Origin of the sequence: Pseudomonas sp. 86_A (assembly GCF_017491705.1) — a bacterium.
GTDB classification, from domain to species: Bacteria; Pseudomonadota; Gammaproteobacteria; order Pseudomonadales; family Pseudomonadaceae; genus Aquipseudomonas; species Aquipseudomonas koreensis.
This window is the reverse complement of record NZ_JAFGYS010000016.1, coordinates 107,141-120,818: the sequence shown is the minus strand read 5'-3', so window position 1 is coordinate 120,818 and position 13,678 is coordinate 107,141. Positions and strand designations below refer to the sequence as shown.

The window sequence follows — 13,678 nt, the reverse complement described above, 5'->3', positions numbered from 1 at the left end:
CGGCAACCGTTATTTCAGATGACGGAAACTCTGCACCGCCGAGCCGAGTACCACTGCCCCGGCGACAATCGCCAGCCAGAACCCGCTGCGCGCGCCGAAGGCATCCACCAGCGCGCCAGACCCCGCCGCCCCCAGCGCCACGCCGATGCTCAGGCCGGTCACCAGCCAGGTCAGGCCTTCGGTGAGTTTGGCCGCTGGCACGATGCGCTCGACCAGCGCCATGGCAACGATCAGCGTCGGCGAAAAGAACAGACCGGCGACAAACACCGCCAGCGACAGCCCGAAAATATTGCTCGCCAGCAGCAACGGCAAGGTGGTCACGGCCGTCGCGATGCCGCCATACAGGAACAGCCGCGGCAACGGCCATTTCGAACGCATCGCGCCGAAGGCAATACCGGCCAGGCAAGATCCGATGGCGTACACCGACAGCACGATGCTTGCCGCTGCCGGCTGCCCCTGTTGCTGGGCGAACGCGACGCTGACCACATCGACCACACCGACGATGACGCCCATGGCGACCATCAATGCCAGCAGCCATTGAATGTCGGTGGAACGAATGATCGAACCCTGATGCTGCGATTCCTGCGGGTGCACCGCCGGCTCGGTGCTGCGCTGGGCGACAAACAGGGTGACCCCGATCGCCAGCGCCAGCAGCGCGGCCAGCGGCCCGGCCTCGGGAAACGCCAGCACGCACAGCCCCACCGACAGCGGCGGGCCGACGATGAAACACACTTCATCGAGCACCGATTCCAGCGCATAGGCGGTCTGCAATTGCGGCTGGCCGCGGTAGATCTCGGTCCAGCGCGCCCGCACCATCGCCGACATGCTCGGCATGCAACCGGCCAGCGCGGCAAAGATGAACAGCGTCCAGGTCGGCGCCTGCAAGCGCGTGCACAGCAGCAACATCAGCAACGCCCCGCCGCCAAGCAACGCCGACAGCGGCAGCACCTTGCCTTGACCGAAGCGGTCGACCAGACGCGAGACCTGCGGCGCACAAAACGCCGTGGCCAGGGCAAACGTCGCCGCCACCGCCCCCGCCAGTGCATACCCGCCCTTGAGTTGCGACAGCATGGTGATCACGCCGATACCGGTCATGGAAATCGGCATGCGCGCGATCATCCCGGCCAGTACAAAGTTTCGGGCACCGGGGGCGGTGAACAATTCGCGGTAAGGATTTGCCATGGGTACAGCCTCATCAGGGGCCGCCAAGTTGCCATAAAGGCTGACGAGCGTGGAAGCGCGCAATTGTTGGTGGAATGTGAAGGCGCGAAACTCGACACCTTGCGATTCCAGGCACTCGCTGAGGATCACTCCCAAGACCAATGGCATTACCGCTCACTTCTGGAATCACATGACCGACAGTCGAAATTCGCGCACACCTGTCAGGTTTTACAGGTGCCTTTTAGTGCGATTGCGGTTCTCATGAGTCCTTGGCTCAATGAACGAGCACCTGCTCTTGAGCACTATCCCATGGCGCATGCGCCAAGGAGCCTTGCCATGGAAGAACAGCTTATTCTGGTATCACCCAAGGATCGCCCGACCGGTGTAGCCCCAAAGCTGAAAGTGCATCACCAGGGACTGCGCCATCGCGCATTCTCGATCCTGCTCTTTGACTCCCAAGGTCGGTTGCTGATGCAGCAACGCGCGTTAGGCAAATACCATTCCGGCGGATTATGGACCAACACGTGCTGCGGGCATCCTCGCCCCGGCGAACGCACGGCCGCCGCTGCCCACCGTCGACTGCTGGAAGAAATGGGCACGAGGTGCAAACTGCAGAAAGTCGCCTCGATGCTCTATTACGAGCAAGTGTCCAATCAACTGATCGAGCACGAATTTGACCACGTGTTTGCCGGCCTCAGTCAGCTCGATCCGTTAGCCAATCCCGAGGAGGTCGAAAGTTGGGAGTGGCTATCACTGGAGGAGATCACCCAACGGATCGAACAGGTACCCGATCAGTTCACGATCTGGTTTCGCCGGATGTTCGAGCAGTTCGGGATCGTGGGTGTAAGGCAGTGGTTCGAGGCCGTCCGCGACGCGTCAACGGCACGATCAACGCCCTATGCTTCTGGAAAACGGGCAAATTCACCTTGGGCCGTCCCGCCGCTGTATTGCCCGGCGCCGTTTCGGGTCGATGGGGCGCTGGCCGAGGCTGTCGATGAACGGCTTATGCCATGGATCGAGGAGGTCGGGATATTTCCGGGACAGCTGGAAAAGGTCCGCGCCATGGGGTTCGGTCGCTTCGCCATGCTTTGCCACACAGATACTCACGACCTCGATCGCCTGCTACTTTCGGCACAATGCATCGCCGCCCTGTTTGCCGTGGATGATTACTACTGCGATGACGAACGAACCGGCTCCGAACCGCGCCTGGTAGGTCCCCGACTCTCGCTGGCACTGGCCGCACTGGAGACGGCGCACCTGCCCTCTCGCTTTCGCTGCGGTCTTGATCAGGCACTGAACAGTGACCCGGTACTGGTTGCGCTTCGCGCCTACATGAACCGTGTTCAGGCATTCGCATCTTCCGCACAAGTGGCCAGGGTACGCCACGAAATCATCGCCATGTTTGTCACCATGACGGCCGAAGCGGCCTGGCGTCTGGAAGGATTGACCCCAGCCATCTGGGAATACCTCGCGCAACGCCAGACCAACAGCTTTCTACCCTGCATGTCATTGATCGACGTGATCGGCGGATACGAACTGCCCGCACACCTTTACAGCGCCCCTGCCGTGCGGCGAGTGACCACGCTGGCCGCCAGTGCCACGATCATCGCCAACGATCTGTATTCGGCACACAAGGAAAATCAGGCCGCCATCGGCGATTTCAATCTGCCGCTGTTACTGGCTCGTGAACACAATTGCTCGCCCCGACAAGCAATGATCAAGTGCGCGCACATTCATGACGAAATCGTGCACCTGTATGAAGCGGCGGAACAAGCGGTGCTGCCGGATGCATCGCCGCTACTGCAGCGTTTTCTGACCGGCATAAAAAGCTGGGTCGCCGGTAGTCTTGAATGGCACCGGCACAGCGGCCGCTATCACGTCTGAACGTGTCGATCTTTTCATGCATGCGGATGAACTCTCACAGCTCGCCATGGGTCAGCTGACTAAGCCCTTAACCCAGGCATTTCGAGCATGCAAATATCCCTCGCCCGCCAGGTGGCACTGATCACCGGTGCCAGCTCCGGCATCGGCCACGCCGCCGCCAAAGCCCTCGCCGCTGCCGGCGCCGCAGTCGTCATCAATTACAACCGCCAGGCCGAACCCGCCGAAGCCCTGGCGCGACAAATCATTGCCGACGGTGGCCAGGCCATTGCGATTGGCGCCGACGTATCCAAGGAAGACGAGGTCGAACGGCTGTTCGCCGAGACCCTCGAGGCCTTTGGTTCGCTGGACATTCTGGTGGCCAATTCCGGTCTGCAAAAGGATGCGGCGGCCGTGGACATGACCATTGAAGACTGGAACACGGTGATCGGCGTCAACCTCACCGGCCAGTTCCTCTGCGCCCGCGCCGCGCTGCGGATCTTCAACCGCCAGGGCGTACGCGAAGGCGTGTCACGGGCGGCCGGCAAGATCATTCACATGAGCTCGGTGCACCAGCGCATCCCGTGGGCCGGGCACGTCAATTACGCGGCGTCCAAGGGCGGCGTCGATCAGTTGATGCAGACCCTCGCTCAGGAAGTCAGCCATCAGCGCATTCGCATCAATGGCATTGCCCCGGGGGCTATTCGTACCGCGATCAACAGCGAGGCCACCGCAGGCGCCGCCGGTGAGAAACTGCTGGAGCTGATCCCCTACGGGCGCATCGGTGATGTCGAGGACGTGGCCAACGCGGTGGTGTTCCTCGCCTCCGATGCCGCCGACTACATCGTCGGCACCACCCTGTTCATCGACGGCGGCATGAGTCTTTATCCGGAGTTTCGCGGCAATGGCTGAGCATCACCTCGAACGACAAAGCAGCATCGACGCCCACGGCATCATCGGCGACATGCGCAGTGCGGCGCTGGTCAACGACAAGGGCAGCGTGGATTTTTTCTGCTGGCCGGAATTCGACAGTCCGTCGATCTTCTGCTCGCTGCTGGACACCCCCGACGCCGGGATTTTCCAGCTTGCGCCAGACCTGCCCGACGCCCGCCGCGAGCAGATCTACCTGCCCGACACCAACGTCCTGCAGACCCGCTGGCTCAGCGACGATGCCGTGGTGGAAATCACCGACCTGCTGCCGGTAGGCGACAGCGAGGATGACCTGCCGATGCTGATGCGTCGGGTGCGGGTGGTCAGCGGCGCGGCAACCTTTCACATGCGTTGCGCGGTGCGCCATGACTACGCCCGCGCCGAGACCCGGGCGCAGATGGCCGGGCAGTCGGTGATTTTCAGCGCCGAGGGCCAGCCGTCGCTGCGTCTGGTGGCGGATCAGGCGCTGCACATTGATGGCGAATCGGCCGTCGCCTCGTTCAGTCTGCAGCACAACGAAACCGCCGAATTCATCCTCGGTGGTGCCGACGATCCACGCTTCAAGGATGACGGCGCAAAAATGTGCCTGGAGCGCACGCTGAAGTTCTGGCGAGACTGGATCGGCCAGTCCAACTATCGCGGGCGCTGGCGGGAAATGGTCAATCGCTCGGCGCTGGCACTCAAGCTGCTGACCTCGCGCAAGCACGGCGCGATCCTTGCCGCCGCGACCTTCGGCTTGCCGGAAACCCCCGGCGGCGAGCGCAACTGGGATTATCGCTACACCTGGATCCGCGATGCCTCGTTCACCGTCTACGCGTTCATGCGCCTGGGTTTCGTCAGCGAGGCCAACGCCTACATGAGCTGGCTGCGCGGGCGGGTCAGCGATTGCCAGGGTCACTCAACCAAACTCAACATCCTGTATGCCATCGACGGTCGTCAGGAATTGCCGGAAACCGAGCTGACGCATTTGTCCGGTCACGGCGGCGCGCAACCGGTGCGCATCGGCAACGGCGCCTATGACCAGATCCAGCTGGATATCTTCGGCGAGCTGATGGACGCGGTGTATCTGGTCAACAAGTATGGCGACGCGATTTCCCACGAAGGCTGGAAACATGTGCGCGAAGTGGTCGATCAGGTGTGTGAGACCTGGCAGACCACCGATGTCGGGATTTGGGAAATGCGCGGTGAGCAGCATCACTTCCTGCATTCGCGACTGATGTGCTGGGTGGCGCTGGACCGGGCGATTCGTCTGGCCTCGAAACGCTCGCTGCCGGCTCCGTTCGTCCAGTGGGACCAGACCCGCCAGGCGATCTACGCCGACATTTGGGACAACTTCTGGGACGAGGAGCGCGGCCATTTCGTCCAGTACAAGGGCGGCACGGCGCTCGACGGTTCGATGCTGCTGATGCCGCTGGTGCGGTTCGTCAGCGCCAAGGACCCGCGCTGGCTGTCGACCCTGGAGGCCATTGAAAAGAGTCTGGTGCGCGACGGCATGGTTTACCGCTACCGCAACGACGACGCCAACATCGACGGTTTGACTGGCACTGAAGGCGCGTTTGCCGCCTGTTCGTTCTGGTACGTTGAATGCCTGGCCCGCGCCGGTCAGGTGGAAAAGGCTCACCTGGAGTTTGAACAACTGTTGCGCTATGCCAATCCGTTGGGCCTGTACGCCGAAGAGTTCGACAGCAAGGGCCGGCACTTGGGCAACACCCCGCAGGCGCTGACGCATCTGGCGTTGATCAGTGCGGCGAGCTTTCTTGATCGGCGCTTGAGTGGGGAAAAGAGTGAGTGGCAGCCGTAAAGCTCGCCACTTTCTGTAGGACATATTCCACAAAACTGTGCTTTACCAGGCCAAGTCCTACGCAGCCATCAGCAGAATAATTCCCTTTGTGGCGAGGGAGCTTGCTCCCGCCGGGTCGCGAAGCGGCCCCAAACCCGGCGCCCCATTTGTCCTGAGGGACCGCATTGCCTGACTTTGCGACTGCTGCGCAGCCGAGCGGGAGCAAGCTCCCTCGCCACAGGTTGCATACCTCCATACCTACATCCACTCAACGATTCCCACACATTCCCTCCCCCGCAACTTGCACTTACACCCCGAAATACCTTGTTGCCAGCTGTTACATCCCCCCCTACCATCCACCGCAACGGGCACAGCGGAGCTGTCCAATAAAACCCGAATTCAAGGAACCAGAATGACCCAGCACGTCCACCGCCCCATCGCCACGCCCCTGCGTACCGGCCTGACCCGCATCCAACTCTGGGACGACGCCGACAAAGGCCTGATCAAATGCTGGGAAATCGGCCGCCAGCGCGCCGCCCGCTTCCCCGACCTCGCCCAAAAATGCCTCGCCGGCGAACTGCCCGTGCTCGGCTGGAAAGGTGGCGTGAGCCGCAGCCTGAAGAAAAACGAGAAATACGGTTCGCTGAAATACCTGGCGCAGTGGCAGGGCTTGCGTGGGGAAGATCTGGATATTGATCTGGGTGAAGAACGTGCACTGACCTGTTCGCGGACGAAGATGCGGGTGACGTTTACTCCGGATCGGACCAAGTATTTCAATCAGGTGGCGGAAGCTGAGGCTTAAGGAGAAGCAGCAATGGTCGATTTACATCAGGAATTTCAAAACAGCGCTTTCTTTCATCAGGCCAGGATCGACCGTCGTTCAGCCGATGCGCTGGTCGGCATTGCCGCCGGACTTGCCGCCGACGGCAAGATCAACCAGCAGGAAGCCGAGTTTCTCAAGACATGGATCGAAACCCATTTAGTGCACCTGGAAGATCCGGTTGTAAACATTCTTTATAAACGACTCGCCGACATGCTCAGCGACGGAGTACTGGATGCCGATGAATCCGTGGAGTTGCTGGAAATGCTCCATCAATTCACGGGATTGTCGGTCGGCAGCGCACAACCTCATACAGCATCGACCAGCCTTCCTCTCGACCACCCGGCCCCGGAATTATGTCTGGCCGATCGGGTATTCCTCTTTACAGGCATCATGGCCTACGGTCCACGAAAGGAATGTGAGTCGCAGATCATCGAACGTGGCGGACTTATCGGTGGCTCCGTCAGCAAAAAGATCCATTACCTGGTGGTGGGCAGCATCGGCAATGATCAGTGGCTTCACAGTTCTTACGGCACCAAGATCAAGAAAGCCGTAGAACTGAGAGACAGCGGCGTACCGATTGCGATCATCGGCGAAGCTCATTGGCAGAAAGCGCTGTTCGGATAGCTTTCCCTCAGGGCGTCGCTGACTCTGCTTCGCCAGCACTGACCGAAAACCGCTCCCGATACGCCTGCGGCGTCACGCCAATCGCCCGCAGGAAACTGCGGCGCAAGGTTTCTTCACTGCCAAACCCGCAGTTGGCGGCGATGCGTTTCACCGGCAGTCCGGTGTCGCTGAGCAGACGCCGCGCGGTTTCGACGCGGATCAGTTCGATGGCCCGCGCCGGGGTCTGGCCGGTATCGGCGCGGTAGTGGCGGACGAAACTGCGCTCGCTCATGCCGGCCTGTTCGGCCAGGGTCGGGACGCCGAGGTCGCAGGTGAGGTGTTCGGCGATCCAGGCGTGCAGGTCATCGAAACGATTGCCCTGATTCTGCAGGGCCAGGGTCACGCTGAACTGTGATTGCCCGCCCGGGCGTTTGAGGAACACCACCAGATGCCGGGCGACGTCGAGGGCGATTTCGCGGCCGAGGTCTTGCTCGACCATCGCCAGCGCCAGATCGATGCCGGCGGTGACGCCCGCCGAGGTCCAGACCGGGCCGTCGTTGATGAAGATCGGATTGGCTTCGACCTGCAGCTGCGGGTGCTGCTGCGCCAGTTGCTCGCAACGGGTCCAGTGGGTGACCACGCGGCGGCCGTCGAGCCAGCCGCTGGCGGCCAACAGAAATGCACCGGTACACACCGAAGCCACGCGGCGGCAACCCGCTGCGTGTTCGCGCACCCAGTCCACCAGCGCCAGGTCCTCGGCCGCCGGGTAAATGCCCCAGCCGCCGGCGATGATCAAGGTATCGCTGGGCTGCCGCGGCAAAGGCTCGGCAAGCACCGCCAGCCCGGCCGACGACATCACCGCCCCGCCCTCCCGGGCAATCACCGAGGGCGCATACGGCACGGGCAAGCCGCGCTGGCGGGCGAGGTCGTTGGCTGAGGCGAACACCTGCAACGGGCCGGTGACGTCGAGGATCTGCATGCTGGCAAACGCGAGTACGTGAACGGCTTTGGGCATTTGGCGTAATTCGTGGGGTGATTGGCGTATACGCCAGAACCTACGCGCCTACAGTGAAGCCGTCCACCCCTCAAATGGAGAAATGCCCCATGACGTTGCAGATCGGTTTTCTGTTGTTTCCACAGGTGCAGCAACTGGACCTGACCGGTCCTTACGACGTGCTGGCCTCGCTGCCGGACGTGCAGGTGCATCTGATCTGGAAGGACCTGGTGCCGGTCACCGCCAGCACCGGCCTGCTGCTGAAACCGACCACCACCTTCGACGACTGCCCGGATCTGGATGTGATCTGCGTGCCCGGCGGCGCCGGGGTCGGGCCGCTGATGGAAGATGAACAGACGCTGGGGTTCATCCAGCGTCAGGCGGCGCAGGCCAAGTACGTAACGTCGGTGTGCACCGGCTCCTTGGTGCTGGGTGCGGCGGGACTGCTAAAAGGCAAACGCGCCACCACCCACTGGGCCTATCACGAACTGCTGCCGAAACTCGGCGCGATTGCATTAAAGGACCGGGTGGTGCGCGACGGCAATCTGTTTACCGGTGGCGGAATTACCGCGGGGATCGACTTTGCCTTGGTGCTGGCCGCCGAACTGGTGGGGGCCGAGGCGGCGCAATTGATTCAACTGCAACTGGAATATGCGCCGGCACCACCGTTTGAGTCGGGCAGTCCGCAGACGGCACCGAGCGCGATCGTCGATGAGGCTCGTGAGCGTGCAGCGGCATCGTTGAAGACACGTACGGCAATTACCGAACGCGCAGCGGCGAAGCTCGATCTGCGCTGATTCCTCAGCCAAATACAAAACCCTGTAGGAGTGAGCCTGCTCGCGATCGCGGTGTGTCAGCTATATATCGTTCGACTGACACGAACTCATCGCGAGCAGGCTCACTCCTACAGGTGATCGAGTTGGCTTCAGGTTTGTAGGCTGTCCCCACATCCCGCCACACCTTTACTTGTCCCAACGCCCTCACCCGTGTAGAAAGCCCTTCCACAAAATTCTGCACAAGGACTTTCGATGAAGGCGTTGCCATGGCTCTATCTGGCACTTCTCAGCCTCGGTTATGGATGGGCATTGAGTGTTGGCCAACTCGGCTGGCTCGCGCTGATCTCCTTCGGATTGTTGTTGGTGGCCGGGTTCGCCGTGCGCCAACAGCAGGTGCCGGTGGCGCGGTTACTGGGGCACGCTCTGTTTATCTTCCTCGCCCTGTCGCTGGCGCTGCACTGGTTGCCGGGGTTCGACAACGGTCGGGCCATCGCCCGGATGCGCTTCACCGACGACGCCGTGCCGTTTGCGATGTACCTCAATCTGGACAAACCTCTGATCGGCTTCTGGCTGCTGCTGGCCTGCCCATGGATTGTCGCGGCACGCTCTCTGCGTCTGACGGTGTACGCCAGCGTCCTCGGCCTGGCGCTGAGCGCAACTCTGGCGCTGGGTGGCGCGCTGTTGTTCGGCATGATTGCCTGGGCGCCGAAGTGGCCCGATCAGGCGTGGCTGTGGCTGCTGAACAACCTGCTGCTGGTGACGCTGGTCGAGGAAGCCCTGTTTCGCGGCTATATACAGGGCGGCCTGAGTCGCCTGTTCAAGCACCTGCCCCAGGGTGAAAACCTGGCCCTGCTGCTGGCGTCGCTGATCTTTGCCCTGGCGCATCTGGGCGCGGGATGGCACTGGGTGCTGCTGGCGGGTCTGGCAGGTGTCGGCTATGGTCTGGCCTACCGTTATGGCGGGCTGGCGGCGGCAATCGCCACGCACTTTGGGCTGAACCTGCTGCATTTTGCGCTGTTCACCTATCCGATGCTGGCCGGTTGAAGCAAGAGCGGTTTTGCGACGCCGTACTTATATCTGAAAAAAAACTTCAATAATTTCCTGACAACGCCGACAACCTTTCAAAGCCTTGCGGATTGAAAAACCATGCGTAACAACCAGCCCATTACACAACGCGAACGGACTTTCCCGGCTCAGCAGCGGTTGATTTCCACAACCGACGCCAAGGGCGTGATCACCTACTGCAACGACGCTTTCGTCGAAATCAGCGGGTTTTCGCGTGAAGAGCTGATCCGTGCGCCGCACAACCTGGTCCGTCACCCTGACGTCCCGGCGGCGGTGTTTTCGCACATGTGGGGCACACTGAAACAAGGCTTGCCATGGATGGGCATTGTCAAGAATCGCTGCAAATCCGGTGACCACTACTGGGTGAACGCCTACGTGACACCGGTGTTCGACGGCAATCAGGTGGTCGGTTACGAGTCGGTGCGGATCAAACCCACCGCCGAACAGATCCGCCGTGCCGAAGCGCTCTACCAACGCATCAACCAAGGCAAGTCGGCGATCCCTTCCAGCGACAAATGGCTGCCGGTGCTGCAAGACTGGCTGCCGTTCATTCTGGTCAGCCAACTGAGCTTCGTGATCGGCGCAACGCTGAACTCGCACTGGGGCTTTGCCCTCGCGGCCGGTCTGTCGGTGCCGCTGGGCCTGATGGGCCTGCAATGGCAACAACGCGGGCTCAAGCGCCTGCTGCGCCTGGCCGAACAGACCACCTCCGACCCGCTGATCGCGCAGATGTACACCGACAGCCGTGGCGCACAAGCGCGTCTGGAAATGTCGATCCTCAGCCAGGAAGCCCGCCTGAAAACCTGCCTGACCCGCCTGCAGGACACCGCCGAACACTTGACCGATCAGGCCAAGCAGTCCGACTCGCTGGCGCACAGCAGCTCGACCGGCCTGGAGCGTCAGCGCGTGGAAACCGAACAGGTCGCCACCGCCGTCAACCAGATGGCCGCCACCACCCAGGAAGTCGCCAGCCACGTGCAGCGCACCGCTGACGCCACCCAGGAAGCCAATCGCCTGACCGGTCGCGGCCGCGACATCGCCGGGGAAACCCGCGAGGCCATCCAGCGCCTGTCGGTCGTCGTCGGCGAAACCGGCCTGACCGTGACGCAACTGGCCAAGGACAGCGACGAAATCGGCGGCGTGGTCGACGTGATCAAAGGCATCGCCGACCAGACCAACCTGCTCGCCCTCAACGCCGCCATCGAAGCGGCCCGTGCCGGCGAGATGGGCCGTGGCTTTGCCGTGGTCGCCGACGAAGTGCGCCAACTGGCGCAACGCACCAGCGAATCCACCGGGCAGATCCATGCCTTGATCGCCAAGCTGCAGCAAACTGCCTCCAGCGCCGTACAAACCATGGAAGCCGGGCATCGCCAGGCCGAAGAAGGCGTGGCGCGGGTGCTGGAAGCGGATCAGGCGTTGGTCGGGATCAGTGAAGCGGTGGCCAACATCACCGACATGACCACCCAGATTGCTGCGGCGACCGAAGAGCAAAGTGCGGTGGCTGAAGAGATCAGCCGCAACATCAGCAATATTTCGGAATTGGCGGATCAGACGTCGGAACAGGCGCATAACTCGGCGTTGCTGAGTGAAGAGCTGACGAAGACGGCGAATACGCAGTATTCGTTGGTGGAGCGGTTTAACCGCTAAAAGCAAAAGATCGCAGCCTTCGGCAGCTCCTACAGGAACATGCATTCCAATGCAGGAGCTGGCGAAGGCTGCGATCTTTTGATCTTCAAAGCCCGGACGGCGAAAGCTTCCGGGTTTTTTGTTGCAGGTCTGAAAGTGATGGTGTTGGCAGACCGCTTTCGCGAGCAAGCTCGCTCCCACTTTGGAACGTGGGATCACAGATTTGTGTCCAACGACAATCCCTTGTAGGAGTGAGCCTGCTCGCGATGAGGCCTTCTCTGTCCGCGAAGATCTCACTCAAGCAATGCAGACTCTGCCTACAACTCGCCCAGAATGCGCCGACTGTTGCTCGATGAAGCCAGGTTCTATCGTTTGCCGGTCGCTACTCAATCACGCAGACCGGCCAGCATGAATACAATCTACGCCCGAAAACCCGCAAAACAGAAAGCTCGTGATGAACTGACATTCCTTGATGTTCGGCAAGCCGCGCGTGATGGGCAGAAAGTGTTCGATAAATTTGTGATCACTGGCAGGCTTCCCATTACAAAGTAAAAAAATTGCAGCCTGCCACAGCTCCTAAAAAGCGATTGTGTAGGAGCTGCCGAAGGCTGCGATCTTTTGATCTTCAAAGCTCGGACGGCGAAAGCTTCCGGGTTTTTTATTGCGGGTCTGAAAGTGATGGTGCTTGGCAGACCGCTTTCGCGAGCAGGCTCGCTCCCACAATTGGATCGGGTGCATTCAGTTGGGGATTGGTCGGCTGGTCGGCCGCCATCGCTGGCAAGCCAGCTCCCACAATTTGACTGAGTGCATTCAGTTGGGGTTGGTCGGCTGTCAGGCCGCCATCACTGGCAAGCCAGCCCCCCACAATCGGGCAGAACGCGCACCGCTTGTGCTTTTCACCACTCAACAGGATGAGCGTTAGCTCGGCTGCCGCTTTTGATCTTGATCCACGGGCGACGTCGGAAGGCTGAGTGGAGGGATTCATCCGGGGGTGGGAGCGCAGCGACCGTTTGGCGAAGCCAAACACATCGAGAGGAGGTGCAGCGAAGCAAACCGGAGGCGATGCGCCCGGATGGATCCCGGAGCGAAGGAACCCCGAGCCCCAGCGAGCGGGCCGGACGTAGGAGCAAGCGTTTTTGGTTACTTTTTAGGCGTTTGTAAAAAGTGACCCGCCGTAAGGGCGGAACCCTAAGAAGCCGTTACCGCAGCAATGGATATGCACACAGATCGAAAAGGGTGTCGCGTTCAAGATCTACCCCCTCACCCGAGCCCTCTCCCCCAGGGGGGCGAGGGGGAAAGGGAGCCGATCTTCACGCGGTTCAAAATCTGGATCAGAGCTTGAGAAACGCAGCCACCTTCTGCGCGGCGCTAGCCAAATGCTGCTCATGCGTAAACCCGGAAACCTTGAGCGGCTTCAAATCATGATCCCCAGAGGCCAACCAAAACACCTCAATACTCGGCGATAGATCGTAAGCCTCGACAGCATCACGATTGCCAAGCGCATCCCGCTCCCCCTGCACAATCAAAGTCCGCGTCTTCAACCCAGCCAGATGCTCAACCCGCGGTTTCTCGGGTTTCCCAACCGCATAAAACGGATACCCGAGACAGACAAGCGCATCAGCCCCCAACTCGTCCGCCAGGAGACTGGCCATCCGTCCGCCCATCGACTTCCCGCCAATCGCCAAAACCCCAGTGACATGACGCCGCACCTCGGCATAAACCTCACGCCAACATTCCTGCAGTTTCGCAGCAGGATTCGGCGGTCGCTTGACCCCATCCACCCGCCGCTGCGCCATATAAGGAAACTCAAACCGCAACACGTTCACGCCCAATGCAGCAAGGCGCCCAGCCATATCCGTCATCCACTCACTGTCCATCGGCGCCCCCGCCCCATGCGCAAGGATCAACGTCGCCGAAGCCTCGCCCGATGCGCCATCCCACAGCCACCCACGATCCCGCACACACGGCGCCCATTGATCCCCGTCAATACTGGCCTTGTGCTGTTTGTCCATGCTTGCCTCGCTTTTAGTCTGCCTATAACTCCAGGCGAAGGATGCGCT

At 61.1% G+C, this 13,678-nt stretch carries 11 protein-coding genes; 8 read left to right on the top strand and 3 right to left on the bottom strand.

Annotated elements, in window-relative coordinates; genetic code table 11:
- Positions 1-9: 9 nt before the first annotated feature.
- Positions 10-1,182 carry an MFS transporter gene (locus J5M57_RS23620; RefSeq protein WP_207849584.1) on the bottom strand — a complete coding sequence of 391 codons (1,173 nt, stop codon included), beginning with the start codon at positions 1,180-1,182 and terminating at the stop codon, positions 10-12.
- A 315-nt stretch (positions 1,183-1,497) separates the two neighbouring features.
- Between J5M57_RS23620 and J5M57_RS23615 the strand changes: the two genes are divergently transcribed.
- The 5 genes from J5M57_RS23615 (at position 1,498) to J5M57_RS23595 (ending at position 7,178) form a co-directional block, all read left to right on the top strand.
- Positions 1,498-3,045, top strand: a complete 1,548-nt coding sequence (locus tag J5M57_RS23615; protein ID WP_207849583.1) for a family 2 encapsulin nanocompartment cargo protein terpene cyclase — start codon at positions 1,498-1,500, stop codon at positions 3,043-3,045.
- An 87-nt stretch (positions 3,046-3,132) separates the two neighbouring features.
- The gene (locus J5M57_RS23610; protein ID WP_207849582.1) at positions 3,133-3,933 is read left to right on the top strand and encodes an SDR family oxidoreductase; all 801 of its coding nucleotides are present in this window, start codon (positions 3,133-3,135) and stop codon (positions 3,931-3,933) included.
- Positions 3,926-5,752, top strand: a complete 1,827-nt coding sequence (locus J5M57_RS23605) for a glycoside hydrolase family 15 protein (RefSeq protein WP_207849581.1) — start codon at positions 3,926-3,928, stop codon at positions 5,750-5,752. The genes J5M57_RS23610 and J5M57_RS23605 overlap by 8 nt, the downstream gene beginning before the upstream one ends.
- A 391-nt stretch (positions 5,753-6,143) precedes the next feature.
- The gene (locus tag J5M57_RS23600; protein WP_064586808.1) at positions 6,144-6,533 is read left to right on the top strand and encodes a hypothetical protein; all 390 of its coding nucleotides are present in this window, start codon (positions 6,144-6,146) and stop codon (positions 6,531-6,533) included.
- A gap of 12 nt (positions 6,534-6,545) precedes the next feature.
- Positions 6,546-7,178, top strand: a complete 633-nt coding sequence (locus J5M57_RS23595) for a BRCT domain-containing protein (RefSeq protein ID WP_207849580.1) — start codon at positions 6,546-6,548, stop codon at positions 7,176-7,178.
- Between the two features lie 7 nt (positions 7,179-7,185).
- On the opposite strand, the gene J5M57_RS23590 is transcribed toward J5M57_RS23595, so the two are convergent.
- Positions 7,186-8,172 (bottom strand): GlxA family transcriptional regulator, encoded by a 987-nt coding sequence (locus tag J5M57_RS23590; RefSeq protein WP_207849579.1) that lies wholly within the window; start codon positions 8,170-8,172, stop codon positions 7,186-7,188.
- 89 nt (positions 8,173-8,261) lie between these two features.
- Between J5M57_RS23590 and inhA the strand changes: the two genes are divergently transcribed.
- The 3 genes from inhA to J5M57_RS23575 all read left to right on the top strand — a co-directional run bounded on the left by inhA (position 8,262) and on the right by J5M57_RS23575 (position 11,639).
- On the top strand, positions 8,262-8,948 hold the full coding sequence (gene inhA / locus J5M57_RS23585) for an isonitrile hydratase (RefSeq protein WP_207849578.1): 687 nt from the start codon (positions 8,262-8,264) through the stop codon (positions 8,946-8,948).
- 231 nt (positions 8,949-9,179) lie between these two features.
- Positions 9,180-9,971, top strand: coding sequence for a CPBP family intramembrane glutamic endopeptidase (locus tag J5M57_RS23580; protein ID WP_207849577.1), 792 nt, complete (start codon positions 9,180-9,182; stop codon positions 9,969-9,971).
- Between the two features lie 102 nt (positions 9,972-10,073).
- On the top strand, positions 10,074-11,639 hold the full coding sequence (locus J5M57_RS23575) for a PAS domain-containing methyl-accepting chemotaxis protein (protein WP_207849576.1): 1,566 nt from the start codon (positions 10,074-10,076) through the stop codon (positions 11,637-11,639).
- A 1,310-nt stretch (positions 11,640-12,949) separates the two neighbouring features.
- On the opposite strand, the gene J5M57_RS23570 is transcribed toward J5M57_RS23575, so the two are convergent.
- Complete coding sequence (locus J5M57_RS23570) at positions 12,950-13,630, bottom strand: alpha/beta family hydrolase (protein ID WP_207849575.1); 681 nt, start codon at positions 13,628-13,630, stop codon at positions 12,950-12,952.
- Between the last annotated feature and the right edge of the window lie 48 nt (positions 13,631-13,678).